The sequence below is a fragment of the Kitasatospora sp. NPDC048662 genome, assembly GCF_055587065.1.
Window position 1 is genome coordinate 768,770 of sequence record NZ_JBVJHA010000002.1, and the last position, 25,585, is coordinate 794,354.

Below are 25,585 nucleotides of genomic sequence, written 5' to 3' on the forward strand. Positions count from 1 at the left end.
AGTCGTCTGGAACTGCTGTGTCCAAGTCATGCGGGAATTCTGGCGGCGCCCTCCGTTTCTTCGGCCTCCGGCGCCCCGGGCTTTTCCGGGACGGTCAGCGGAAGACCCCGCCGAACGATTCTTCCGAGCCATGCTCCCGCCGCCTGCGAGGTGACCAGGGAGAGCAGGACGAGCGCGGTGAAGAGGTTCTCGTTGATCACCCCGGCGGCGAAGGAGGTCGAGGCGAGGACAATCCCCGGGCCGCCCCGCGCATTCATGGCGATCGCGATGTTGGCCGCCGAGGAGTTGTCCTGCCCGGCGAGCCTCGCACCCAGCCAGACGCTGATCGACTTGACGACGCAGGCGAAGGCGAGGAACCAACAGAAGAACACCACGTCGAGGTGGCGGGCGAGATCGAGCCGGAGCCCCACGACCGCGAAATACACCGGGACGAAGAACGCCAGCGTCATTTCCTTGAGCGCCGCCCCGGGCTCCTCGCCCCCCGCCGACGCCGGGGTCGTGCCCTTCCGGGACGGGACGGCGGCGCAGAGCCCGGCCATCAGCGCCCCGAACACGGGGTCGATCCCCAGGCCGATGGCGGCGACGCACATCACGAAGACCAGGATCATGCGGAAAGCTGCGGGGGCGCGGCCCTCGATCATATTGAAACGCGTGGCGGCCAGCTTTTCGAACCATATTCGACCGCGCCAGGCAAACAGTAGCATGAACACCAGTGGGGCGAGCGTGAAATACGCGATGGATTCCCCGATGGTGTCGATTCCGAGGGCCTTCGGCAGGCCGTAGGAATCTCCCGTCCGGGCCTGCGCCAGGCCGAGGGTGACGGCCAGGACCACATAGAGAAGAATGTCTTCCACCACCGCCACGGCGAGAACGATGCGGGCGAACGCGGTGTCGATGACGCCCAGATCCATCATGATTCTGGAAATCACCGGAATGCTCGTGATGGCCACGGCCATTCCGAAGATCAGGGCCAGTGTGGCGGACGAGCCGTGCGGGCCGGCCAGGCCGTTCAGATCGACCGCCATGGCGACCAGCAGCCCGAACAGAAAGGGCAGGACCAGGCCGGACACCGCCACCGAGAGCACCGTCCGGCGCTCGGTCCTGGCCCGTCGCCCCCGCATCTCCGTGCCCGTCAGATAGACCAGGAGGAGCAGCCCGAGGTGGTACAGCGCGCCGAGGACGGCGGGCGTCGGGCCGCCGGACGGGAAGAGCCACTTCTGCGCCCCGGGAGCCAGCTGTCCCAGGACGGTCGGCCCCAGGCACAGGCCGCCCAGGATCTCTCCGATCACCGGCGGCTGCCGGATCGCGTGGAAGAGGTACCCGCCGATGTGTGCCGCGCCCAGCAGGGCGACCAGGGCGATCAGGATGTGCGCGACGTCCACGGTTCTCGGCGACACGGCTACTCCCCCGAGGTGGCGCGGCCGGCCGGCTGCCTGCTCGCCCGCACGGCCTGTTCGACCAGTTCGGCGGCCGCCAGCCCGTCCTCGAAGGTCGCCAGGTCGGCCCGGGCACCGGGGGTGCCGGCGAGGCGCGGGTAGGGGCTCATGGTGGTGGGGGCGTAGGTCTGCTGGGCGGTGCGTGAGCCGCCGCGGAAGGTGAGGACGGCCGAGCCGTCGCTGGGGTCGGCCACCAGGCGGGCGCTGCCGAGGCTGCCCAGGGCGAAGAGTTCGAGCCGGCGGTGACCGGCGCTGATCCGGGACACCGCCACCCGGGCGCGGGTGGCGGACGCCCGCAGCCAGCACTGGGCGAGGTCGTCGACGTCGGTGGGCACCGGACCATGGGTACCGATGCGCTGCGCGTGGAGCTGCTCGGTCCAGCCCCATTCGACCGCCCAGTCAACGGCCCCGGTGGTGAAACGCAGCAGGTCGAACGCGTGGGTCCCGAGCTCGGCCAGCGCGCCGCCGCCGGCCAGTTCCTGGCGCTGGCGCCACGGGGAGGCGGTCGCCGGGGTGGCCTGCGAGTCGTCGTGGAAGTCGATCTCCAGGGTGAGCAGTTCGCCCAGCCGACGGTCCGTCAGCGCGTCGCGAAGGTCCCGGACGGCGGCGTTCTCCCGCCACTGGAAGGAGACGAAGGCGTCGCCGCCGGTGGCCGCGGCGCGCTCGGCGAGCTTGCGGGCCCGCTCGGCGCTCGGCGCGAGCGGCACCTCGCACAGCACGCTCAGGCCGCGCTCCAGGGCCACCTCGATCAGCTCGTCGTGGGTGTCCGTGGGCGCGGCGACCACGACGAGTCCCGACTCGCGGGTCGCGAGCAGGCCGAGCGCGTCGTCGGTCACCGCGGCGGCGGGGGCCAGCGCGGTGGCGAGCCGCCGCGCCGACTCCTGGTCACCGGCGCAGGCGACCGCGGTCAGGTGGAGGTCGGGGGCGCCGACGAGCCACCGCGCGTGCGTGGCACCCCGTCGGGTCCCGAGCAGAGCCACGTCCATGGAAGTTCGACCTTTCGTCAGCGGAGGGGTCTCGGTCACGGTCAGGCGTTCGAGATGGCGGGCCACACCGTCGTCGCTGTTGGCGGCGGTCACCTGGCCGACGGCGGCCAGCACATCCGGGTGGGCGTTGGCGACCGCGACGGCGGTGCCCGCCCAGGCGAGCATGGGCAGGTCGTTGGGCATGTCGCCGAAGGCGACGGTCTCCCAGTGCTCGACGCCGAGCCGGCGCACCAGCCGGGTCAGGGCCGTCGCCTTGTCCACCCCCGCCCGGGTGACCTCGCAGAACGCCGAGGTGGAGACCGTCACCTCGAAGTCGCCCGGCAGCAGCTCGCGCACCGTCCGGTAGTAGTCGTGGGCGGTTCCGGGTGCCTGGACGATGAGCTTGCCGAAGCCCCGGTCGTCCAGGACCTGCTCCAGCCGGGCGCCGCGCACCGCTTCCCCGCAGAGGGCGGGGTCCAGGTCGAATCCGTCCTCCAGGACCAGTTCGAGCCGGCGTTCGGCGCCGAACGCGGCCTCGGGCAGCGCCCGGCGGATCTCGGTCAGCGCCTGCGCCGCCGCCGCCCGGGACAGCGGGCGGTAGTCCACCACCTCGTCGCGGGCGAAGTCGTAGGAGATCGAGCCGTTGCCGCAGACCGCGATGGAGCGGTGTCCCAGCGCCTCGGCGATGGGACGGACGTCCCGCACCGGGCGGCCGGTCGCGACGACGAAGAGGTGTCCCTCCTCGGTGGCCGCCCGCACGGCGGCGTGGGTCCGGGGGGTGATCCGGCCGGCGGGGTCGAGGAGGGTGCCGTCCAGGTCGCTGACGATCACCAGGCGGTTCATCGGTTCATCACTTCCAATGCGGCGGTGTCGGTCGGTACGGTCGGCCCGCGCCCCACCGTGGTCGCCGCCAGCGTGGCGACGAGCATGGCGAGGCCGGGGATGAGAAGCACGGCCCACAGGGCGACCTGCTGCTGCGTCAGTCCGGCCAGCGAGGAGCCGGCCGCGTTCCCGGTGAGCACCGCCGTCACCATCCAGGCGAAGGCCTCGGTGGCGGTGCCCCGCGGAGCCACCTCGCCGATGATGGAGAACCCGCAGGTCAGGATCGGGGCGAGGAACAGTCCGGCGCAGAAGACCAGGACGGTGGTGGGCAGCGGGGACGCCTGCGCCACCAGGGGCAGGTAGCAGACCGCCGAGGCGGCCAGCAGCAGCACCAGCCGGCGCGGGACCGACAGCGGCCAGCTCCGGGCGCCGTACACCAGGCCCCCGATCAGGGCACCCAGCGCGTTCGCGCCGAGCAGGACACCGGAGAGGCCGGACCGGCCGACATGTTCCTGGTAGGCGACCGTCGCGATGTTGAGTGCCCCGAGTCCGATCCCGACGCAGCCCAGGGTGAGCAGCAGCCGCCGCAGCACCGAGGAGCGCAGCGGCCCCGCCCAGTCGGGACGGCGGGGCTCCGCACGCCAGCGGTGCACCGGTGCGGGCAGCACGTAGCCCGCCGTGCCGGCCAGCATCGCCAGTGCGGTCACCGGCAGCACTGCCGCGGACGAGAGCACGGCCGAGATCAGCACCACCAGGAGCGGCCCGCTGACGAACACCACCTCCTGGAGCGAGGCGTCCAGCGCGAAGGCCGCCGAGATCGCCCGGGGGTCGGCCAGCAGGCTCGGCCACAGCGTGCGAAGACAGGGCTCCAACGGCGGTGAGAGCAGGCCGGCCGCGCAGACGGCGGCGGCCGCCGCCACCGCGCTCCGGCCGTCCGACGCCATCAGCCAGAGCAGGCCCGCGGCGGAGCCGATCGCGCTGGGCACCAGGACCAGCGGCTGGCCGAACCGGTCCACCGCGCGCCCGAGCACCGGTCCGCCGACGGCCATGGAGAGGCCGTACAGCGCCGTGATCAAACCGACCGTGCCGAAGTCGAAGTGGCGCGAGCGCAGGAAGATGGCGATGCCGAGCGGGGCCATGCCGTTGGGCAGGCGGCCGAGCAGGTTGGTGGCGAAGAGGTACTTGGCGTGCGGGCTGCCCAGGCAGTCCCGGTAGGCGTGCGTCATTGACCGGCTCTCGTCTCAGTTCGCCGTGGCCGTGCCCGGCCGGAGGTCCAGGTCGATCCCGCCGAACCGTTCCCCGGGCGCCAGCCGGACGGTGGCCGTTGCGTGCAGGCGCCGGGCGGCCCTGCCCTCGGCCAGCCGGACCCAGAGCCAGCCGGCCTCGTAGTCCAGTGACACGACGTCACTGGCCGGGGCCCGGTGCCGCACCGCGCTGTACGGGGACAGCCGCCGGACGGCCTCCGCCGGGAGTCCGCGGACCTCCACGTCGAGCGGGGTGCTGTCCTCCGAGAGGACCAGCACCACCGGCGCGACGAACTCCGCGGGTGACGGCTGGTCGGTTCCGGGCCGCACCCACGGCCCGCCGACCCGCACCCGCAGCCGGCCGCGCCCCGGCTCCCACTCGACCTCGACCGCCTCGGACACCGAGCCGTTCACCACACCACCCCATAGATCTGGTACCAACGATGCGCCAGGTCCGCACACTCCGGGGCTCCCAGGTGATGGAAGCCCCGCTGGTGCGGTCTTGCGGCCAACTCCCGCACGCACAGGTAGAGTTCGGCGCTCACCAGGTCGTGCAGCGGCCCGGGGAGTTCCCCGCCGTCGTGCGAACCGCACAGCCCGGAGAGCAGGTGCAGCGACCCCTGTGCCGTCCGGCAGAGGGTCAGCCCCTCGTAGGTCTCGGTGATCGCGAGACCCGGCAGCGGTCCGGGCGGCACGGTGCACCACTGCGGCTCCGGCGTGAGGACCACGCTGTCGTCCTTCAGCCCGTTCAGGGCGGTCTCGTCGCGCAGCAGCTCACCGGTCAGATCGACCACCACGTCCGCCCACTGCAGGGCCTCGTGGTAGCCGAGGGTGCGGTGGCCGGCGATGGCGGCCGCGCAGGCCCGGATCGGGTCGGGGTCGTGCACCCCCACCAGGGCGCCCAGGCTGTGCAGCGTCGCGGCCGCGGACGGCGCCGCTCCCTCGTACCCGACCAGGACCACCCGGGACTTCGCCACCGTCCGGGCCAGCCGGCGGCGCAGCACCGACTCCAGGCCGTGTGCCATCGACACCCCGGCGGGCCGGCTCACCAGCGCCCCGAGCGGACTGCCGGCGGTGCGGTAGACGGGGAGCTCCGGGCGGCGCCCGGCCGCCCAGCGGTGGCGGCCGTCGCCGGGTGACGCGCCCTCGACCACGCCGCGCAGTCCTTCACCGGGAAGGCCGCTCTCGCGTCCCGTCACCGCCTGGCCGACCGGGCCCTGGACGATCACGGGGTCGGCGGTGCGGCGGGCCGCGCGGCCGGCGTACTCGACCGCCGCGCGGCCGATGTCCGAGGTCCGCTCGGGCACCAGCAGCGCGACGTCCTTGCCGATCGCGCTGCGCACCGAGGAGTCCGCCGCCTCGGCGGTGGTGACCACCGCGGCCAGGTCGAGTTCCGGTGCCAGGGCCCGCAGGTGGCCGAGGAAGGAGGCGCTCCCTGCGTTCAGGTCCGCCGCGACCACCAGGCGGGCCGGGCGGGCCGGATAGGCCCGGATCACGTCGGTCAGCAGCGGCATCCGGGGTCTGACGGCCACACCCTGGGCGCTCGCGCCCGCCCGCGAGGTGCCGGTGTCGTCCCCGACCACCAGCACCCGGCCGGCGGGGCCCGAGCCGCGCTCCAGGTGGAACGCCGTGTCGGAGATCAGGGTTCGCGTCAACACCGGCTCCTCGTAGGCGTGATCACACGTACTGCAGTCGGTCCAGGCCTGCCACCTGCGGCTCGCCCAGCCGGGCGGGGCGGATCTCGGCCTCGCCGTAGACCAGGTCGGCCGGCTGGTCCTGCACCAGGTAGCCGACGCAGCGGGCCACCGACTCGGTGGTCATCTTCTGCGGCGTGTCGTCGGCCGCCCGGTTGGCGATCGCACCGGGGCTGAGCAGCGTGGTCCGCACCCCGTTCGGCCGCTCCTCCAGCAGCAGGGTCTCCACCAGGGCCTTGAGCGCGCCCTTGGTCGCGGCGTAGGCGAACCCGCCCTCGAAGTAGCGGGTGCCGGCGTGCGAGCCCATCACCACGTAGCTCCCCGAACTGGCGCGCATCGCCGGGAGGGTGGCCTGCACCAGCCGGAACACCGAGGTGAGGTTCACCGCGACGGACTCGTCCCAGTCCTCGGCGGAGAGTTCCCCGACGGTGGCGATCCGGCGGGCCACGGCGTTCGCGACGCAGACGTCCAGCCGTCCGTGCCGTTCGAGCACCTCGGCCACCGCCCGCTCCAGCGCGGCCGGATCCGCCAGGTCGCAGATCACCTCGGACAGCCAGTCCTGGCCCGCCGGGGTCCGGTTGAGGGCCACCACCCGGTAGCCGCGGCCGTGCAGTTCCGCGGCGATCGCCAGGCCGGTGCCCCGGTTGGCGCCGGTGACCAGGGCGACCCGGTCACCGGCGGGCTGCTCAGACGAGTTCATCCAGCAGCCTCCGCCACGCGGTGGTGATCTCCTCGGCGGACGCACCGCGGCGGAAGAGGTCCTTGTCGAGGGAGGCGCCGTCGGCGTGCCGCAGCCGCATGCAGTCCGGCGAGATCTCCGAGATGAGGACGGGCTGTCCCCCGTCCAGGCCGAAGATCACGCAGAAGTCCCACACCTGCACCGAGTCGAGCCACTCGATCAGCGAGGTGTTCACCGCCAGCGCCAGTCGGCGGAACTCGTCCACCGGCAGGTCCAGCGCCCGCAGGTAGTCCTCCCCGATCGGCTGGTCCTCCGGGTCCACCCGGTAGTCGAACTTCACCACCGGCCTCGGCAGCGGCTCGAACTCCTCGAACAGTCCGGGGTACTTCACCAGGGTGGAGCCGACCGCGCGGTTCTTGACGATCACCTCGAAGGGCGGGGCCGGGTGGTACTCGGCCAGGTAGCTGGTCGGCCCCAGCCGGCGCACGAAGGCGGTGCGGATGCCGGCCTTCTCCAGGCGGGCGGCCGCCCGCTCGTAGAAGTCCAGCCGCAACGGCCCGGTCTCCTCGACCAGTTCGTCGCGGCTGTAGGTGAAGCTCCGCAGGCTGGGGATCATCTCCACCATGCACAGGCCGTCGGGCAGAAGCCAGAGCCGCTTGCTGCGCCCCTGAATGTCGGGCTCGCGCTGTTCGCGAACCGCCTGAAGTTCCTTGTCACTCGGCAGGGCGGAGGGTTGCATCGGACCCCTTGTCCTCGGTCGTGGGTGTGGGTGCGCGCGGCGGGCGTCCGGTCAGGCCGGACACGTGTGCCGGTGGTGCGCGAGCAGGACGAGCAGCAGTGTCTTGGCGTCGGCGGCCGGCTCCTGGAGCAGCCGGTCGACCGCCTCGGCCAAGGGGAGTTCGAGGACCTCGATGTCCTCGCCCTCGGCCGCGACGCCGCCTCCCGGGCCGGGCCGGTCGTCGGCGCGGTACTCGCCGGTGAACAGGTGCAGCCGTTCGGTGCTCAGCTGGGGAGCCGGGTACACGGTGGCCAGTCGGGCGAGGTCACCGGCCCGGTAGCCGGTCTCCTCCTCCGCCTCCCGGCGGACCGCCTCGGCCGGGTCGGCGCCGTCGGTGAGCCCGCCCGGCAGCTCGATCAGCCGTCCGTCGCCCGACGGTGCTTGTGCGCCGTGGACCAGCACCGGAAGGCGGAGCTGCCGGGTGAGCAGGACCGTCCCGCGGTCCGGGTCGCACAGCAGCACCGCGGCCCGGTCGCCGCGGCCCACGCTCAGCCGGTGGAGCCGACGGGTCTCCCCGTCGGCTCCCCGCACGTCGAGCGTGTACCGGCGCACGGCCAGCCACTCGTCGAGCACCGTCTCCACCTCTCGGACGGCGGCGGTGCCCGACGCGGTCACGCTCCCGTGACCTTCCGGATCAGGCATCGGCGCGGGTGCGCTCGATCGTGGCCTTCAGCCGGTCCAGCTTCTCCGTGAGCTCCGGCACCGAGAACATGACGTTGCCGTTCTGGGTGTCCGTGGAGGGATAGGCGGTGTTGTAGACGTTGGAGAAGGTCCGCTCCCGGGGCCCGCGCAGCACCAGGGTGCAGACCATCGCTTCCAGCGGCAGGGCGACCCGGTGGATGCGGTGGTACTCCAGGTGGTAGGCGTTGCCCTGCAGTTCCACCGCCTCGTCGGTCCTGGTGAGCGGGGTGTCGCCGATGAACTCGTAGAAGTTTCCGACGGAGGCGGTACCGAGCTTCTCCGGGCTGTACCGGTACTGACGGAAGCTCAGGGCGTCCGCCGAGTCCTGCTTGCTGAAGTTCTGCGACACCAGCCGACCGGTCAGGATGGTCGACCAGAAGCTGAACCGGTGGTCGTGGATCAGCTCGTCGTGGAGCTCCTTCTCGCTGTAGGGCGGGCTCCACAGGTGAAGGGTCAGCCGGTAGCCGCCGTTGTCGGTGTCCACCAGGACGATCTTGTCGAAGTGGTTGACGTGCCGGTAGGAACGGCCGGCGATCAGGGCCAGCGCGGCCGGGTCGCTCAGGTAGTCCTTGAGCAGAGCGGTGATCCGCTCCGGTCGGCCGAGCTCCCGGACCAGGGCCAGGTTGTAGCTGAGACGGCTCTCGTCGTCGGCCGGGTGAAGGCCGCTCACGAGAGCATCGAGATCCGCCGATCGAATATCACCGAGATCGACCTCGATCGGTATTTCTCCAGTCAATTCCGAACCCCCCTGCAATGAATTGGCCGGACGAATCCACGACTTTCGGGAACGGATTCTCCGACGCATCGACAGCCGGCCTCGCGCCGACTTGGATCACCGTCCTATCTAGCCAGCCACGCCGGACGCGCGACAAGTATTCGAAGGTGGTGGCCGCCCGGGCGGCCGGTCGGGGCGGACACTCGGACAGGTCGGCGGTGCGCCCGCCGGAGCCGGTCGATCGGACCGGCCGATGGTGCACCTACGGGCGCGCGCAGCCGTGCTCCATGATTGGCAGGGCCGCATTCGGGCGGCTTCTCCGAATTCCACTGCGACCCCGCCGACCGAGGGAAATATCTCCGCCATGGCCTCCATCGAGGAAATCGACGACAAAATCCGCACACTTCTGCTGGAGCGGATCACGGACGTGTCCGACCATCCGCGCCCGGGCGTGGTTTTCAAGGACATCACGCCGCTCCTCGCGGACCCCGATGCCTTCGGCCCGCTCGTCGACGTTCTCGCCCGGTTCTGCGTGGCGGTGGGCGCCGACAAGGTGGCCGGTCTGGAGGCCCGCGGGTTCATCCTGGCCGCCCCGGTGGCGCTGCGGGCGGGCCTCGGCTTCGTCCCGATCCGCAAGGCGGGCAAGCTCCCCGGCCCCACCCTGGCCCAGGGCTACGAGCTGGAGTACGGGGCGGCCGAGGTGGAGATCCAGCGCTCCGCCTTCGCCCCCGGCGAGCGCGTCGTCGTGGTCGACGACGTGCTCGCCACCGGGGGAACCCTCGACGCCTCGCTCGGCCTGCTCCGGCGGGCCGGCGCGGAGGTGGCCGGCGTCGCCGTCCTCCTCGAACTCGGCTTCCTGGCAGGCCGTTCCCGCCTGACGCCCGCACTCGGCGAGGCGCCGCTGGAGGCGGTGCTCACGGTCTGAAAGGACCCGGAACGGACCCTAGAGGCGGTCCAGGAAGGACAGGTCGAACGGCGCCGGGAGCCCGACGATCACGTGCTCGGCCCCGGCGGCCAGGAACTCCTCGATCCGGTCGGTCTCGGACACGTCCACGAACACCGAGCGCTCGATCGTGGACGGGTCCCGGCCGATCCGCTCGCACCACTCGTCCAGCAGCTTGTTCTTCCGGCGGTAGTCGTCCGCCGGGCCGAACGCGTTCCACAGGTCCGCGTGTTCGGCGACCAGCCGCAGGGTCACCTTCTCGCCTCCGCCGCCGATCAGCGTGCGCAGGCCCGGTGCGGGCGGGTTGAGCCTGGGGAGCCGCGACCGGATCCGGACCAGCGCGTCCTCGAACTCGCGCAGCCGGACGGCGGGGCTCCCGAAGGAGTAGCCGTACTCGACGTACTCGCGCTCGCACCAGCCCGCGCCGAGACCGAGGACCAGCCGGCCTCCGCTCAGCAGGTTGACCGTCCGCGCCATGTCGGCGAGCAGGTCCGGGTTGCGGTAGGAGACGCAGCTCACCAGCGCGCCGAACGCGGCCCGCGAGGTGTCGACGGCCATCGCGGCAAGCAGCGACCAGCACTCGAAGTTCGGGCCGTTCGGATCGCCCGGGGACACCGGGAGGAAGTGGTCGGGAACCCAGATCGAGTCGGCTCCGGCGCGGTCGAGCTCCCGCCAGGCGTCGCGCAGCGGGTCGAGTTCGGTCCGTTCGGGCTGAAGTTGCACACCCAGCTTGAAGTCCCGCATCGGGAAAGCTCCTTGAGAGTGGTGGACCCGGTCGGTCACCGGGCGAGGTGACGGGCCAGCCGCAGCGCGAGGGCGGCCATGGTGAGCAGCGGATTCCAGGATCCGCGGGTCGGGAACAGCGCTCCGCCGGTGACGTAGAGGTTGTCGAGGGCGTGCAGCCGGCCGTGCAGGTCGGTGACCGAGTCCTCCGGCGACTCCCCCATCCAGAGCGTCCCGGACTCCAGGAAGGCGAACGGCATGCGCCGGCCGGCGGCGGGGGGTTCGGACTCCCACTGCCCGCGTTCGGGCGACCAGAACTCCATCGCCGAACCCCGCGCCACGAGTCTCAGCACCTCGTCGGTCGTCCGGTCCAGGGCGTCCCAGGCCCGGCGGTCCGATTCGTCCAGGTGGAAGGCGCCCACGGTGGCACCGTCCTGGTCGAGGAAGACCCGGCTCGGGGAGTCGGCCGCCCGCACGCCGCCCAGTTCGGTCACGCCGTTGACCAGGAAGACCACGTGGTCGGGATCGGTCAGCCGTTCCGGGGTGCCCTCGCCGAAGACGTCGGGGAGCAGACGGTAGACGGTCTCCACGTCCCTGCCCGGGTCCACGGTCGCGCTCGCGCTCAGGTGCAGCACGAACGCGCGGTCATCGGTGGCGCCGTCCAGGTAGAGCGCGGCGAGTTCGGGCCGGTCCGTGGCGAGGTCCTCGAACGCCGCGCGCGGTACCCGGCAGTTGAAGAAGCTCGCGGCGTTCCCGGCCAGGTTCGCGCCCGCCAGCCGGGTGGACGAGGCGGGCAGCGAGCGCAGCACCAGCTCGGTGTTCTCGACGGTGCCCGTCGCGAGCACGATCCGGGCGCCGCCGACCGGAAGCTCGCCCCGCGTGGTGCGGACGGCGGTCACCCGGCCGTCCTCGCAGGTCAGCCCGACGGCCTTGCACTTCGGCAGGATGGCGACCGAGCCACGGTGGCCGGCCGCCGCCGCGAGCAGCACCGGGACGGCGCTGAACTTCCTGGTCGCCCCGGGTGCGGTGGTGGCCGCCATGCCGAGCGGCGCGTCGAGCAGGCCCGGGTCCTCGGGGAGCGCGAGGTCCGAGTCCGGCCCGGTCCCCTGGTGGATCCGCTGCCGGAGCTGCGAGTTCAGGTTTCCGAACTCCCGGCCCAGCTCCGAGGCCCGGCGGACGCCGACGATCTCCTTCGCCTCGGCCCACTCGCCGTCCAGCTCGTCGACCACGGCCTTCGGCCACCCGGCCAGTTGCTGCGCCGTCGGCTGCGGGCTGGCCCCGCTCCAGAACAGCGTCCGCCCGCCGAGATACGGCACCTGGAAGATCAGTTCGAGATCCCCCTCGGAGCGCCAGGGCTTGGCCACCGCGCGGTCCATCAGCGGCTGGAGGACCGAGCCGAGGTTCTGCACATGATCGGGCAGCAGGTACGGGCCCTGCTCCAGGAGCAGCACCCGGGTGCCGGGAGCCAGCTGGAGCAACTTCTTCAACGTCACCGCCGCGGTGGCCCCGCCACCGACGATGATGACGTCGAAGTCGCCTGCGGCGGCCTCCTCGAAGCTCGCGAGGAGCAGCTCTTCGAGTCCTTGGGCCGGATCCGCATGACTGTGGGGCGCTACCATCGCGATTCCTCTCCTGACCGCCGAATCGTGACCAGGAACCTAGGGCAGCCTGCATTGACGAACCAGATGAACTTCCGTCCGGTCCGTCGAGGCCGCCGATCGGGCACCGCCCCACGCGGCCTCCGCTACCGTGAGCCGAAAGCCAGCAAAGGAGCGACGTGGCAACGTACTTGACGGACAGTCAACTTTCCTCCGGCGAACCGGCCGAGGAGATCACCGACCTGTCGGCCCGCGACGCCGGACTGGACGAGGCACCCCCGGAGCTCACCGACCTCCCCGGCCTGCGCCGGCTCGACCTCTCCGGCAACCGGCTGAGCGACCTGCCCCAGAGCCTGTCCGCCCTCCGCCGACTGACCGAACTCCGGCTCGACCGCAACGCCTTCCGCCAACTGCCGCAGCCCGTCGGCGAGCTCACCGGCCTCGAACTACTGACGCTGTACAAGAACGAACTCACCTCCCTGCCCGCCTGGATCGCGAACCTCCGCGGCCTGCGCCACCTGAACCTCGGCGACAACCGGCTCACCCGCGTCCCCGAGGAGATCGGCGCGCTGAGCAGCCTCCACACCCTCGACCTGGGGCACAACGCGCTGACCGAACTGCCCGAGTCGATCGGGCGACTCGCCGGTCTCGACCGCTACCTCTACGCCAGCAACAACCGACTCACCAGCGCGCCGGCCGCACTCTGCGAGCTCACCCGGCTGCGCTACCTGAACCTCACCGACAACCTCCTCCAGAGCCTCCCGGACCGCTTCGGAGACCTGGCCTCACTCCAGGAACTGCGCCTCTACAACAACCGCCTCACCACCCTGCCCGCCTCGATCGGCCGGCTGTCCCGGCTGCGCGAGGCACACCTGATGGGCAACCGGCTGACCACCCTGCCCGACTCCCTCGCCGGCCTGACGGACCTCCGCGAACTGCGGCTGACCGACAACCACCTGCTCGGCCTCCCCGAGCAGATCGGCCGCCTGGAGCGGCTGCGGATCCTCGACCTGCGCAACAACCGCGTCCGCGAACTGCCCGCCTCCGTCGGCGAGTTGACCGCTCTCACCCACCTCGACCTGCGCAACAACGCGCTGACCCGGCTCCCGGAGTCCCTCGCCCACCTCCCGCACCTCGAAAAGCTCGACCTGCGGTGGAACCTCATCGACCCCCTACCGGCCTGGATCCCCGACCTCGAACAGCGCGGGTGCGTCGTCCTCCTCTGAGCCTCGGCCTCCGTCCCGCCCGTGTCCGGCACCTCGGCGCTTCTCACGGCACGGTCGGGGAGTTCTCCGCCGCCCAGGGCGCTACGGAGCTCTGCAGTGCCGCCCGCGCCGCGCGCATCGCGTCCCGGACGCGTGCGGCGCCCGCGAGGGTGGCCGATGCGCCGCCTCCGACGGCTGGGCGGCGGGGGGTGCCGAGGCCTGCGCAGGGGCGGCAGATGCCGGGTTCGGGGACGGGATCGTGGCACTTGATGCACTCGGGGAGGCGGGCCGCTGCCGGGCGGGCGGGGGGTTGGTCCGGTGGCATCTTGCGCTCAAGTCGGTCGCGGAGGATGGCGGTTGGGGAGTGCATCGGGACGGGGAGTCCGGGCACCAAGGCACGGGCGAGGTCGGCATGGGTGGCACCGCGTTCCAGCCACTGGGCGACCAGCGGGGCGAGCGTGCGGGCCTCGGCTTCACCGAGGCGCAGGCGCGGCTCGGGGCGGATCGCCCGGTACAGCGCGGCGACCGCCGCGCGGGTCTGTTCGTCCGGCACCGCCGGAGCCTCCCCGGGTGGCTCGACTGCCGCTTCGGCGACTGCCGCTTCGGCGGCTGTCACTTCGGCAACTGCCGCTTCGACGGCTGTCGCTTCGGCGGGGAGGGTGGGTTCTTGGTACCGGTTCTTTATAAGGGCGTCAGAACCGCCGGAGTTCGCCGCACCGGGTACCGGACGGGTGGTACTCGGCTGCGGCACGGGCTGCGGGGTGTCGTAGACGTGGTTCTCGGAGACGATCGTGCCGTCGGGCATCCGGATCTTCTCGACCCGGTAGAAGCCGGCGGCGGTCAGCTCCCTCAGGGCCTTACGGATCGCGCCGCGCCCCTGCGGACTGGTGTCGGCCATGAGCCGGCTGTCCTCGCGCCAGCCGTCGGGGCGGGAGAGAAGGTCAACGAGCAGACCCTTGGCGGTGTAGGACAGCATCCGGAACTGCAACATGTCGTTGGGCAGCACGGTGAAATTGCGCGCGTGGGCGCTACGATGGACTCGCATCGGGAGGTTTCGCTCCTGTTGCCATACCCCGGGGTGTTGGTAGCACCGCCGGGGTCACTTGTGTGTTGGTTCGAGCACGGAACGTAGCACAGCGCGCGACGGGAGATCGACGTGATCGCCCACCGATCACCCTCCCGCCTGAAACAGTCGCATTCCGCTCGACAAGCGACCCCGATCGACCGTATTCGCGGGCAAGTTGGACCGATCCGCGCACAAGCCCCGAAAACGCCACAGGCCCCCCGCCCCGAACGGGCGGAGGGCCTGCGACCTGTGGTTCTGCTGTGCCCCAGACAGGAATCGAACCTGCGACACCGGCTTTAGGAGAGCCGTGCTCTATCCCCTGAGCTACTGAGGCGCGGTCGGCGGGACACCCGACGACCGCTCACAGCCTAGCGGATCGGCCCCGCCCGGTGGCCGGTGCCGGAGGGGCGGGCCGGGTGCGGTGTGTGGCCTTACGGTGGATTTGTTCCTTCTTGTGACAGATCCGACCTCTCCGAAAGGCACCGGTCCCGTGACTTCCTCTGCTCAGAATCCGTTCGGCGGCCTCGGCCGGATCCTGGTGATCATTCCGACCTACAACGAGGCGGAGAACGTCGAACGGATCGTCTCCCGGGTCCGGACCGCCGTGCCGGAGGCCCATGTGCTGATCGCCGACGACAACAGCCCGGACGGGACCGGCAAGCTGGCCGACGCCCTGGCCACGGACGACGAACAGGTGAAGGTACTGCACCGGAAGGGCAAGGAAGGCCTCGGCGCGGCCTACCTGGCCGGGTTCCGGTGGGGGATCGAGAACGGGTACGACGTGCTGGTGGAGATGGACGCGGACGGCTCGCACCAGCCGGAGGAGCTACCACGGCTGCTCGCCGCGCTGCACAGCGCGGACCTGGTGCTGGGCTCGCGCTGGGTGCCGGGTGGCGCGGTGGTGAACTGGCCGAAGTCGCGGCTGCTGCTGTCCAAGGGCGGCTCGACGTACTCGCGGCTGATGCTGAACGTGCCGATCCGCGACGTCACCGGCGGCTACCGGGCGTTCCGGAAGGAGACCCTGCTGGGCCTCGGAATGGACCAGGTCGCCTCGCAGGGCTACTGCTTCCAGGTCGATCTGGCCTGGCGGGCCGTCAAGGCCGGGTTCAAGGTCACCGAAGTCCCGATCACCTTCGTGGAGCGCGAGCACGGCGCCTCGAAGATGAGCCGCAGCATCGTGGCGGAGGCCCTCTGGCGGGTCACCGCCTGGGGCGTCTCCGACCGGGTGGCCCGGCTCACCCGGAAGCGCTGAGCGTTCCGACCCCTGAGGATGGGTGTTCCCGGCCCGCGAGGTCGGGCGTTCCCGGCCTGACGGAGGTTACGGCCTGACGGAGGTTACGGCCCGACGGAGGGTTACGGCCCGACGGAGGTTACGGCGTGACGGAGGTTTCGGCGTGACAGAGCCACCGCGTCCATCGAAGCGGCGCCGCGGCCGGTGGACGTCCGCCAAGGCCCGGGCGGCGCGGCTGGCCGCCTCGGCGAAGGGCGCTCGCGAGCGGATTCCGCTGCTCGGCCGGACGGCCGGTGAGCTGCTCCGGGTCAACCTGCTGGACAACGCGACCCGGCTGGCGGCCCAGGCGTTCCTGTCCGGACTGCCCGCGCTGCTGGTGGTGGCGGTGTTCGCGCCGGCCGCCGTCAAGCGTGGCCTCACCAGTTCGCTGCGCACTCAGCTCGGTCTGAAGGGTGCGGCCCAGCAGCAGGTCGAGCAGCTGATGAACACTCACCCGGACGGCGCCGCCCAGGCGTTCGGGGCGGTCGGCGCGCTGGTCACGCTGGCCTCCGCGACAGCGATGAGCCGGGCGCTCCAGCGGGTCTGCGAGCGGGCCTGGGAGCTGCCGCACCGCAGCACCCGGTTGGCGCTGTGGCGCTGGGTGGTGTGGCTGCTGGGCTGGCTGGTGTTCCTGGTGTTCCAGGTGCCGTTGCGCGAGGGGTTCGGCGCGGGCCTGTGGCTGGGCCTGCCGCTGACCTTCGTGGTCTCCACCTGCGTGTGGTGGTGGACTCAGCACCTGCTGCTCGGCGCCCGCATCCGCTGGGCCCCGCTGCTGCCGGGGGCGGTGCTGTGCGGCCTGGCGCAGGTCGTCCTCGGGGTCGCCTCGCAGGTGTACCTGCCGCACGCGATGTCGGCGTCGATCGCCAGGTTCGGCCCGTACGGCGTGGTGTTCACCGTGCTGTCCTGGCTGATCGTCCTGTTCACGGCGATCACCCTGGCCCTGGTGCTGGGCAGGGTGATCGCCGAGGAACCGTCGGTGGCCGCGCGGCTCAGCCGAGGCGCAGCAGCCGGGCGCTGATGGACGGCGGGGCCAGGTCCTTCTGGAGGGTGACCGGGATCTCGATCCGGTCGGCGCCGTCGCCCGCCGACAGCGTGCCGACCTGGGTGCCGGCCGGCAGGGTGTGGGCGATCTTGCCGATCGGGGTGAGCGTCAGGTGCGCGGTGATGCCGGACCAGCCCGCCACCGTCAGGTCCTTGGCGGCGACCACCGGGACCTTGCCGCCGATGCCGTCCTCGACGTACCCGACCACGTCGCCCTGCTTGGCCAGGGTCTGCCCGGTCAGCACGGACTGCGCGGCCACGTTGATCTTCTGGCTGACCGGCTGGGCCGCGGTCACGAGGTCGTACCCGGTGCTCACCGGCTGGCCCAGGGTGACGCCGACCAGGGTCCGCTTGACGCCGCCGACCTCCTTGACCGCCGCCCACATGAAGCAGGACTGCGCGGGGGAGGACGAACCGGTCTTGCCGCCGATCATGCCGTTCTTCCCGAGCAGCTTGTTGGTGTTGTAGATCCGCTGGCCGTTGAACTTGGTGTCGGGCTCCGCGATGACCTGCCGGAACACCTCGTCCTTGATCACCACCTCGGCCAGCTTCAGCTGGTCCTTGGCGGTCGACTTGGTGTCGTTGTTGTACCCTGCCGGGTCGGCGTACGTGGTGTTGGTCATGCCGAGCTGCTTGGCAGTGTCGTTCATCTTCTTGACGAACGCCTCCTCGCTGCCGGAGTCCCAACGCGCCAGCAGTCGGGCCACGTTGTTCGCGGACGGCAGCATCAGCATCTCCAGCGCCTCGTACTGGCTGAGCTGCTGGCCCTCCGTCAGGGTCACCCTCGACTCGTCGAGGCTCGTCGACTCCGACGCGGCCTGCTTGTCCACCGTGAGCATCGGGCCGGTCTGGCCCTTCTTCAGCGGGTGCGCCTGCAGGATCAGGTACGCGTTCATCACCTTGGTGACGGACGCGATCGGCACCGCCTTCTCCTCGCCGGACGCGCCGAGACCACCCACCCCGATCACCTCGGCCGCGGCCTGCCCCGTGGTCGGCCACGGGATGTTCAACTGCTCGCCCTGGAAGGTGAACGAGTCCGCCATCCCGAGCTTCGCCTTCGGCGTGGGCAGCGGACGCAGCAACTGCGCGGCCGACAGCACACCGAGCACCACGGCCAGGAAGATGCCCCAGATCAGCACCCGCTTCATCGCCCGCCGCAACGGGCTCACCGGGCGGGCGCTCAGTGACTTCAGCACCTCCAGCGCCTCGACGGTGCTCTCCGGGCCGGCCGGCACGGGGGCGGCGGGCGCCGCGACGGGCGCGACGGGCGCGACGGGCGCCGGCGCGGCGACGGCCGCGGGAGCGGGAGCGGGAGCGGGAGCGGCCTTCGGCACGGCGGCGGGCTTCGGCGCGACGGGTGCGGGCTTCGGGGCCGGGGCCGGCTTGGGGGCGGCCTCGTCCTTGGGCAGCCGCAGCATGACGGTCTGCTCGGGGCGGTCCTTGTCCACCCGCAGGTTCATGGTCGGCTCGGGCTTGGCCGGAGCGTCTTCCTCCGGCTCCTCGACCTTCCCGATGCGCAGCGTCATCGTGAGCTCGGGCCCGACCGGAGCGGACTCCTCCTCGGCCGCCTCCGGTTCCTCGACCTTCTCCATGCGCAGCGTCATGGTGGGCTCGGGCGCGACCGGAGCGGACTCCTCCTCAGCCTCCTCGGCCTCCTCGGATTCCGACTCCCCCTCCGGATCCTCCGACTCCGGCTCCTCGACCTTCTCCATGCGCAGCGTCATGGTGGGCTCGGGTGCGACCGGAGTTGACTCCTCCTCAGCCTCCTCGGATTCCGGCTCCCCCTCCGGTTCGTCCGCCTCGTCCGACTCCTCGACCTTCTCGACGCGCAAGGTCATCGTGAGCTCGGGCCCGACCGGAGTTGACTCCTCCTCGGCCTCCTCCGGCTTCTCCGCCTTCGGCATGGTGGGCCCGGGCGCGACCGGAGCGGACTCCTCCTCAGCCTCCTCGGATTCCGGCTCCTCCTCCGGTTCGCCCTTCCCCTCCGGTTCGCCCTTCCCCTCCGGTTCCTTCGCCGGAGCCTCGACGGTGAGCGCGGCACCGGCTTCGGGCAGGTCGAGGTCGGACCCGGACCCGGACTCGGCAGAGGTCTCACGGGCGCGGAGGTGCACAGTGGAGCCGCCCTCGCGAGGAGCTCGCTCCTCGGCCTCGGCCGGCCGCGTCCTGTCGTCGCGCGGCTCGCTCTGCGGGGACTCGCCCACGTAACCCACTCCTCCTCGTCCGCCCCGGCGGTTGCCGGTCCGATCACACAAGCTGGTTTTTTTCGGGCGGGTTCTCGACCCGCCCGGGTACCTGTACAGTCTCCGGCACCGTGGCCGCGATGGCCTGCCGCACCCCGCCCCACCGGCGGTTTTTCCTGCCGGTGCAGGCCCCTTCCGGATCAGACGCGGGGGCGTCGGACGGTGGTTCCAGCCTGCCCGAGCAAGGTCACGATTCGGAGGCGTACTCGACAAGGCTGTGTGAGAGGCGTCACCCTGTCATTCATCCACGCGGGGAGGCTTGGATGGGCAGGAGCCGCAGAACTATTCCCGAGGAGCTGTTGCTGCTCGCACTGGACCCGGCCACGGGTACCACCGCGCAGCCGCAGACCCTCGACCTCGGACTTGCCGGGGCGCAGCTTGTCGAGCTGTCCTTGGCCGGAAGGATAGTCCCGGACGGGGACCGGATCGCCGTGGTGGTGCCACGGCCGACCGGTGACCCGACGTTGGACCACGCGCTGGAGCTGTTGCGCAGGCGTGGCAGTCCGGTGCGTGCCGCGCACTGGATCGGCGGACCGCGCCTGGGCCTGAGGCAGACGTACCTGGCGCACCTGGAGCGGTGCGGCATGGTGACGGCGGTGCCGGGTCAGGTGTGCGGTGTGCTGCCGACGACCCGTTACCAGGCGTCGGACGACTGCACCAACGCGGCGATCAAGCAGCGGCTGGACACCGCGATCCGCACCGGCGTGCCGCCGGACCCGCGGACGGCGGCGCTGGCGGCGCTGGCGCACGCGGTGGGTCTGGGCAAGCACCTGTACCCGGGCAACGAGGGGCGGTCCTCGCGCTCCCGGCTGCGGGATCTGATCAGGTACGACCCGCTGGGCGGGATGGTGGCCCATGCGGTGATGGACGTGCAGAACGGTCTGCCGGCCCAGCAGGGCAGGTCGGCGCCCGCGGGTTCGCGGGGTCCGGCCGGTCGGCCCGCCGCCGCGGGGCGGGGTGTGGCCAGCCGGGTGGGCGCGCGATGAGCGGCGTACGCCGTTAGCGTTCGAGGCGGTTCAAGGGCGGTCGGCCCGGTGCGATGCACCGGGCCGACCGCCTTTCCCCGTTCTCGCCCGCCGGCCGATGTCCGACCCCGCGTCAAGTGCCCTGGGGCACAAGGGATGCCCTTTAGCGCGTGGGGCGGGGGGTCCGCAAGTACCACCGCCCCCATTGAGCTATTTTCCGATGATCTGTTCTACCGTGCTGCGGCGAATCCCGGGCGTGGACCGCAGTTGAGGTGGCATGCTGCTCAGCGTCAGGGGGTTGGTACCAATTACCGCACTGTTGCCAGTAGTGGGGCCGGAGGTCGATGTGTCCGCCAGCGTGAACCCGACGGTCCGCCGCCGCAGGCTCGGCGCCGAGCTCCGGCGGCTGCGCGAACTCCGAGGGATGACCGCCGAGGAGGTGGCCGGCCGCCTGATGGTCTCCCAGTCGAAGATCAGCCGACTGGAGAACGGCCGCCGCTCGATCAGCCCGCGCGATGTGCGCGACCTGTGCGACGTCTACGAGGTCGAGGACGAGCGGGTCCGCAACGGACTGATGGAGATGGCCAAGGAGTCGCGCCAGCGCGGTTGGTGGCACGAGTTCGGGGACATCCCGTACAGCGTGTACATCGGACTGGAGGCGGAGGCCTCGTCGATCCGGGCCTACGAATCCTCGTTCGTGCCCGGGCTGTTGCAGACCCCGCAGTACGCCGAGGCAGTGGTGACCGGCACCCAGCCGGACACCGATCCGGCGGCGATCCGCCGCCGGGTGGAGGTGCGGCTCAAGCGCCAGCACCGGATACACGGCGAGGACCAGCTCGGCAGCCTGTGGGTGGTGGTGGACGAGGCGGTGCTGCGCCGCCAGGTCGGCGGGCCGCAGGTGATGGCGGAGCAGCTGTTCCAGCTGGTCGAGCTCGGCGAACGACCGAACATCAACCTGCAGGTCATACCGTTCAGCAACGGTGCCCACCCCGGGATGACCGGGACATTCTCCCTGATGGAGTTCCCCGAGTCAGCAGATTCCACGGTCGTCTACTTCGAAGGAGTGACGGCCGATCTCTACTTGGAGAAGGAAGCCGACGTACGCCGCTATACCAATCTCTACGACCACCTGCGAGCCGCGGCGCTGAGTGTCACGGAAAGCCGGTCGATGATCACCCAATTGGCAGAGGAGTTCATGCAATGAGCAAGGCCACCGAGACCCTGACCTGGCGCAAGAGCAGCTACAGCGGCGGCAACGGCGCGTGCGTCGAGATCGCCGTCCCGTCTTCTGCCTCGATCGCGGTCCGGGACTCCAAGGACCCGCACGGCGCGCAGCTGCACTTCTCCAACGCGAGCTGGGCGGCTTTCGCGGCCGCCGCCGCCGCGGGCGCCTTCGGCGAGGTCTGATCCACGGCTCCCTGCCCACCCCACGGTGCCCGTCGCTCCCCCTGCGGCGGGCACCGTGGCATCCGCCCGGCCCCGGCCGCTGCGGCGGGCACCGTCGCAGCCGCCCGCCCGGGCCTCAACTGCCGACCGGGTAGCGGGTGTTCCAGCCCTCGGTGCCGTGCAGGGCGGGGCCGTGCAGCAGTTCCAGCACCAGGTCGTCGGCGAGTTCCAGGATCGCGCCGCGGCCCTCCAGCTCGGCCAGCAGCTCGGGCGGCAGCGCGGTCTCGCCGTGCAGGGCGCCGAGCAGGTTGCCGCAGATGGAGCCGGTGGAGTCGCTGTCGCCGGAGTGGTTGACCGCCAGCAGCAGGCCGCTGCGGACGTCCTCGGCGACCAGGGCGCAGTACAGGCCGATGGCGAGCGACTCCTCGGCGGTCCAGCCCTCGCCGAGTTCCTCGACCCGTTCGGCGGAGGGCACACCGGCCCGGACGGCGTCCAGGGCGGCGCGCAGGGCGGCGGTGGTCTCCTCGTGGCCGGGCCGCTCGGACAGCAGCGCCAGGGCGAGGTGGACGCCCTCCTCCAGGGTGCCGCCGCGGGCCACCGCGTGGACGATCACCGCGAAGGCCCCGGCGGACAGGTAGCCGGTGGGGTGGCCGTGGGTCAGCACCGAGCATTCGACGGCCAGTTGGAACACCAGGGCCGGGTCCCAGGCGGTGAGCAGCCCGAACGGGGCGGCGCGCATCACGGTGCCGCAGCCCTTGGAGTTCGGGTTGCGCGGCTCCTCGACGGTGGGCAGCGGCCCGTCCCCGGTGCCGGCCAGGCCGGACAGGCAGGCGTTGCCGGGGGCGCGGCGGTCGTACAGCCACTCCTCACGGCCCAGCCAGCCGAGGTCCTTGCGGCGCTCGTCGGGGCCCCAGTCCTGCTGGGTGGCGTACCAGCGCAGGTAGGCGCGGTGCACGTCGGACGGCGGGTGCCAGGCGCCGCTGTCGCGGCCGATGTGGGCGCGGATCAGGCCGTCCACGGTGAACATGCTCATCTGGGTGTCGTCGGTGACGGCGCCGCGCCGCCCGTAGGCGCGGACGTAACCGGTGACGCCCGCCGCGCCGTGGGTGGCCCGGATCTGCTCCAGCTGTTCGAACTCGATGCCGGCGCCGAGGGCGTCACCGATCGCGCCGCCGAGCAGACAGCCCCGTACCCGGCTGCGGAAATCCTGCTGCTGGGCGCGTGACCACAGGGGCATCACGGGTGGGGGCCTTTCGGTCGGCGGCGTCGGACAGCAGACGCACTGTATTCGAAGGCTCGCTCGAAACCGCCGGGCTCCACCGAACATCCATCCGCCCGCCGCCGGGCGGCCAGGGCGGGCCCGTTACTCCAGCACGGGCAGCAGCCGGGGCAGGTGGCCGTCCGAGGCGAGGGCCGCCGCGCGCCGTTCGGCGGGCACCTGCCCGTAGTCGGTGGTGCGCTGCCGGGCCGGACGGCCGGCCAGGGCGGCGATCGCCTCCAGATCGCGGACCGACTTGTAGGAACCCCAACCGGAGCCCGCCATCCGGGAGATGGTCTCCTCCATCAGCGTGCCGCCCAGGTCGTTGGCCCCGCTGCGGAGCATCTCGGCGGCGCCCTCCGCGCCGAGCTTCACCCAGCTGGTCTGGATGTTGGGGATGTGCGGGTGCAGCAGCAGCCGGGCCATCGCGGTCACCGCCCGGTTGTCGCGCGCGGTCGGGCCGGGCCGGGCGATGCCCGCCAGGTACACGGGGGCGTTGGTGTGCACGAACGGCAGCGTGACGAACTCGGTGAACCCGCCGGTGCGCTGCTGGAGTTCGGCCAGCAGCCGCAGGTGGCCCAGCCAGTGCTTCGGGGTGTCGACGTGCCCGTACATCATGGTGGACGAGGAACGCAGGCCCAGCTCGTGCGCGGCGGTGACCACCTCCACCCAGGTCGCGGCGGGCAGCTTGCCCTTGGTGAGCACCCAGCGCACCTCGTCGTCGAGGATCTCCGCGGCGGTGCCGGGGATGGAGTCCAGCCCGGCCTCCTTGGCCCGGGTCAGCCAGTCGCGGATCGAAAGTCCGGTGCGGGTGGCGCCGTTGACCACCTCCATCGGCGAGAACGCGTGCACGTGGATGCCCGGCACCCGCTGCTTCACGGCCCGGGCGATGTCGAAGTACGCGGTGCCCGGCAGGTCCGGATGGATGCCGCCCTGCATGCACACCTCGGTCGCGCCGACCTCCCAGGCCTGCTCGGCCCGTTCGGCGACCTGGTCCAGCGACAGGGTGTACGCGTCGGCGTCGGTGCGGCGCTGCGCGAACGCGCAGAACCGGCAGCCGGTGTAGCAGACGTTGGTGAAGTTGATGTTCCGGGTGACGCAGTACGTCACCTCCTCGCCGACCGTGTCGCGGCGCAGCTCGTCGGCGATCCGGCACAGCGCGTCCAGCGCGTCCCCGTCGGCCTGGAACAGCGCCAGGGCCTGATCGTCCGTCAGTTTCCTCGGGTCGTCGGCAGCGGTGGACAGCGCGGCCCGGACCTCGGCGGGCAGGCGGCGCGGGGCGGGGACGGCGACCTGTTCGCGCAGCGACTCCCAGTCGCCGTAGACCTCGTCGAAGTCGGAGCGGCGGTCGCCGGTGCGGCCCTCGGTGTCGACGGTGCGGAACAGGTCGGTGCGGCCGCCGCCGGTCATCGGCTCCTCCGGCTCCTGCCAGGGCAGGCCCGCGGGGCGGCGGCCCTCGACGGCCAGGCCGGTGGCCGGGTCGGCGAGCGCCCGCACGTGCGGCAGCAGGCGGGGGTCGAGCCACGGCTCGCCGCGCTTCAGGTACTCGGGATGGATCGTCAACCGCTCGCGCAGGGTGAACCCGGATTCGGCGGTCCGTTCGGCCAACTCTTCGATGTGCGGCCAGGGGCGCTCCGGGTTGACGTGGTCGGGCGTCAGCGGCGAAATGCCGCCCCAGTCGTCGATACCGGCGCCGATCAGCAGCGCGAATTCGGCGTCCACCAGGTTCGGCGGCGCCTGGATCCGGGCCGCCGGGCCGAGCACCAGCCGGGCCACCGCCACCGTGGCTGCCAGCTCGGACAGTTCGGCGTCCGGCATGGCCCGCATCGCGGTGTCCGGCTTGGCCCGGAAGTTCTGCACGATCACTTCCTGCACGCCCTGGTAGGCCCGGGCCACCTTGCGGATCGCCAGCAGCGACTCGGCCCGCTCCTGGTACGTCTCGCCGATGCCGATCAGCACCCCGGTGGTGAACGGCACGGCGCTGCGCCCGGCGTCCTCCAGCACCCGCAGCCGCACCGCCGGTTCCTTGTCCGGCGAGCCGTGGTGCGGGCCGCCGGGCTCCGACCACAGGCGGGTGGCGGTGGTCTCCAGCATCATGCCCATCGACGGAGCGACCGGCTTGAGGCGCTGGAAGTCCGTCCAGGACAGCACGCCGGGGTTCAGGTGCGGCAGCAGCCCGGTCTCCTCCAGCACCCGCACCGCCATCGCCCGCAGGTACGCCAGGGTGTCGTCGTAGCCGTGCGCGTCCAGCCACTCGCGGGCCTCGGGCCACCGGTCCTCGGGGCGGTCGCCGAGCGTGAACAGGGCTTCCTTGCAGCCGAGTTCGGCGCCCTGCCGGGCGATCTCCAGCACCTCGTCCGGGGACAGGTACATCCCGTGGCCGTCCTTGCGGAGCTTGCCGGGGACGGTGACGAAGGTGCAGTAGTGACAGCGGTCCCGGCACAGCCTGGTCAGCGGGATGAAGACCTTGCGCGAATACGTGATGACGCCCGGGCGGCCCGCCTGCTCCAGCCCGGCGTCACGGATCCGCGCGGCCACCCCGCACAGCTCCGACAGGTCCGCGCCGCGCGCCTGGAGCAGCACCGCCGCCTCCGCGGCATCCAGCGCCACCCCGTCCCGGGCCCGGCGCAGCGCGCGCCGCATCGCGGTCGGCGTAGGGGAAGAGGGGACGGGCAGCGAGGGCTCGTGACTCATGGGCCCGACCCTACGCGAGGTGTACGCCTGTGGAACTACCGAACCCTGAGGGCGTCTCAGGGTCGCCATACTCCGGATACAACGCGAGACGTAGCGCGATCTGCTGCCGGCGGGCGACGCGACACGGGGGGCCGCGGGGCTTCAATGGACAGTGACAGCAGACGAGCTCTGAAGGGGGCCGC

At 71.8% G+C, this 25,585-nt stretch carries 22 protein-coding genes and 1 tRNA gene; 7 read left to right on the forward strand and 16 right to left on the reverse strand.

Features of this window, described 5'->3' with window-relative positions; all coding sequences use genetic code 11:
• Positions 1–26: 26 nt before the first annotated feature.
• From ACZ6R9_RS09415 to ACZ6R9_RS09455, 9 genes are read right to left on the reverse strand one after another with little or no spacing between them, the layout of a single operon-like run.
• The gene (locus ACZ6R9_RS09415) at positions 27–1,382 is read right to left on the reverse strand and encodes a cation:proton antiporter (protein WP_380479541.1); all 1,356 of its coding nucleotides are present in this window, start codon (positions 1,380–1,382) and stop codon (positions 27–29) included.
• Positions 1,383–1,399: 17 nt separating this feature from the next.
• Entirely contained in the window at positions 1,400–3,244 is a 1,845-nt protein-coding gene (locus tag ACZ6R9_RS09420; RefSeq protein WP_380479539.1) for a Cof-type HAD-IIB family hydrolase, read from the reverse strand.
• Complete coding sequence (locus ACZ6R9_RS09425; protein ID WP_465537439.1) at positions 3,241–4,449, reverse strand: MFS transporter; 1,209 nt, start codon at positions 4,447–4,449, stop codon at positions 3,241–3,243. Before ACZ6R9_RS09425 ends, ACZ6R9_RS09420 begins: the two co-directional genes overlap by 4 nt.
• A gap of 15 nt (positions 4,450–4,464) precedes the next feature.
• Entirely contained in the window at positions 4,465–4,881 is a 417-nt protein-coding gene (locus ACZ6R9_RS09430) for a hypothetical protein (RefSeq protein ID WP_465537441.1), read from the reverse strand.
• Positions 4,878–6,122, reverse strand: a complete 1,245-nt coding sequence (locus tag ACZ6R9_RS09435; RefSeq protein WP_380479533.1) for a Rossmann-fold NAD(P)-binding domain-containing protein — start codon at positions 6,120–6,122, stop codon at positions 4,878–4,880. The genes ACZ6R9_RS09430 and ACZ6R9_RS09435 overlap by 4 nt, the downstream gene beginning before the upstream one ends.
• A 22-nt stretch (positions 6,123–6,144) precedes the next feature.
• On the reverse strand, positions 6,145–6,861 hold the full coding sequence (locus ACZ6R9_RS09440) for an SDR family oxidoreductase (protein ID WP_465537444.1): 717 nt from the start codon (positions 6,859–6,861) through the stop codon (positions 6,145–6,147).
• Positions 6,848–7,579 (reverse strand): phosphoribosylaminoimidazolesuccinocarboxamide synthase, encoded by a 732-nt coding sequence (locus tag ACZ6R9_RS09445; protein ID WP_465537446.1) that lies wholly within the window; start codon positions 7,577–7,579, stop codon positions 6,848–6,850. Before ACZ6R9_RS09445 ends, ACZ6R9_RS09440 begins: the two co-directional genes overlap by 14 nt.
• A 51-nt stretch (positions 7,580–7,630) precedes the next feature.
• Positions 7,631–8,233: an NUDIX domain-containing protein gene (locus ACZ6R9_RS09450; protein WP_465537448.1), complete on the reverse strand. Its 603-nt coding sequence runs from the start codon at positions 8,231–8,233 to the stop codon at positions 7,631–7,633.
• 19 nt (positions 8,234–8,252) lie between these two features.
• Positions 8,253–8,969 (reverse strand): hypothetical protein, encoded by a 717-nt coding sequence (locus tag ACZ6R9_RS09455; protein WP_380479525.1) that lies wholly within the window; start codon positions 8,967–8,969, stop codon positions 8,253–8,255.
• Between the two features lie 409 nt (positions 8,970–9,378).
• On the opposite strand from ACZ6R9_RS09455, the gene ACZ6R9_RS09460 reads away from it, so the two are divergent.
• Positions 9,379–9,939 (forward strand): adenine phosphoribosyltransferase, encoded by a 561-nt coding sequence (locus tag ACZ6R9_RS09460; RefSeq protein ID WP_380479523.1) that lies wholly within the window; start codon positions 9,379–9,381, stop codon positions 9,937–9,939.
• A gap of 18 nt (positions 9,940–9,957) precedes the next feature.
• Here the strand turns inward: ACZ6R9_RS09460 and ACZ6R9_RS09465 are convergent, their stop codons facing one another.
• Positions 9,958–10,701, reverse strand: a complete 744-nt coding sequence (locus tag ACZ6R9_RS09465; RefSeq protein WP_465537451.1) for an LLM class F420-dependent oxidoreductase — start codon at positions 10,699–10,701, stop codon at positions 9,958–9,960.
• A gap of 35 nt (positions 10,702–10,736) precedes the next feature.
• Positions 10,737–12,299, reverse strand: a complete 1,563-nt coding sequence (locus tag ACZ6R9_RS09470; protein WP_465537452.1) for a GMC oxidoreductase — start codon at positions 12,297–12,299, stop codon at positions 10,737–10,739.
• Between the two features lie 158 nt (positions 12,300–12,457).
• Between ACZ6R9_RS09470 and ACZ6R9_RS09475 the strand changes: the two genes are divergently transcribed.
• Positions 12,458–13,504 (forward strand): leucine-rich repeat domain-containing protein, encoded by a 1,047-nt coding sequence (locus ACZ6R9_RS09475; protein WP_465537454.1) that lies wholly within the window; start codon positions 12,458–12,460, stop codon positions 13,502–13,504.
• 43 nt (positions 13,505–13,547) lie between these two features.
• On the opposite strand, the gene ACZ6R9_RS09480 is transcribed toward ACZ6R9_RS09475, so the two are convergent.
• Positions 13,548–14,528, reverse strand: coding sequence for a hypothetical protein (locus ACZ6R9_RS09480; RefSeq protein WP_465537456.1), 981 nt, complete (start codon positions 14,526–14,528; stop codon positions 13,548–13,550).
• Between the two features lie 282 nt (positions 14,529–14,810).
• Positions 14,811–14,883: transfer RNA gene (locus ACZ6R9_RS09485), tRNA-Arg, on the reverse strand.
• 156 nt (positions 14,884–15,039) lie between these two features.
• Between ACZ6R9_RS09485 and ACZ6R9_RS09490 the strand changes: the two genes are divergently transcribed.
• Positions 15,040–15,801: a polyprenol monophosphomannose synthase gene (locus ACZ6R9_RS09490; protein WP_465537458.1), complete on the forward strand. Its 762-nt coding sequence runs from the start codon at positions 15,040–15,042 to the stop codon at positions 15,799–15,801.
• A gap of 142 nt (positions 15,802–15,943) precedes the next feature.
• On the forward strand, positions 15,944–16,837 hold the full coding sequence (locus ACZ6R9_RS09495) for a YhjD/YihY/BrkB family envelope integrity protein (protein ID WP_465537460.1): 894 nt from the start codon (positions 15,944–15,946) through the stop codon (positions 16,835–16,837).
• Here the strand turns inward: ACZ6R9_RS09495 and ACZ6R9_RS09500 are convergent.
• Positions 16,809–19,061 (reverse strand): hypothetical protein, encoded by a 2,253-nt coding sequence (locus tag ACZ6R9_RS09500; RefSeq protein WP_465537462.1) that lies wholly within the window; start codon positions 19,059–19,061, stop codon positions 16,809–16,811. The two genes, ACZ6R9_RS09495 and ACZ6R9_RS09500, sit on opposite strands and share 29 nt — an antisense overlap.
• Before the next feature lie 302 nt (positions 19,062–19,363).
• Between ACZ6R9_RS09500 and ACZ6R9_RS09505 the strand changes: the two genes are divergently transcribed.
• From ACZ6R9_RS09505 to ACZ6R9_RS09515, 3 genes are all read left to right on the forward strand, one after another.
• Complete coding sequence (locus ACZ6R9_RS09505) at positions 19,364–20,086, forward strand: GOLPH3/VPS74 family protein (protein ID WP_380479496.1); 723 nt, start codon at positions 19,364–19,366, stop codon at positions 20,084–20,086.
• Positions 20,087–20,411: 325 nt separating this feature from the next.
• Positions 20,412–21,269, forward strand: a complete 858-nt coding sequence (locus ACZ6R9_RS09510; RefSeq protein WP_380479494.1) for a helix-turn-helix domain-containing protein — start codon at positions 20,412–20,414, stop codon at positions 21,267–21,269.
• Complete coding sequence (locus ACZ6R9_RS09515) at positions 21,266–21,472, forward strand: DUF397 domain-containing protein (RefSeq protein ID WP_380479492.1); 207 nt, start codon at positions 21,266–21,268, stop codon at positions 21,470–21,472. Before ACZ6R9_RS09510 ends, ACZ6R9_RS09515 begins: the two co-directional genes overlap by 4 nt.
• 115 nt (positions 21,473–21,587) lie before the next feature.
• On the opposite strand, the gene ACZ6R9_RS09520 is transcribed toward ACZ6R9_RS09515, so the two are convergent.
• Both ACZ6R9_RS09520 and ACZ6R9_RS09525 read right to left on the reverse strand, forming a co-directional pair.
• Complete coding sequence (locus tag ACZ6R9_RS09520) at positions 21,588–22,688, reverse strand: ADP-ribosylglycohydrolase family protein (protein ID WP_465537465.1); 1,101 nt, start codon at positions 22,686–22,688, stop codon at positions 21,588–21,590.
• Between the two features lie 126 nt (positions 22,689–22,814).
• Entirely contained in the window at positions 22,815–25,403 is a 2,589-nt protein-coding gene (locus ACZ6R9_RS09525; protein WP_465537467.1) for a bifunctional FO biosynthesis protein CofGH, read from the reverse strand.
• Between the last annotated feature and the right edge of the window lie 182 nt (positions 25,404–25,585).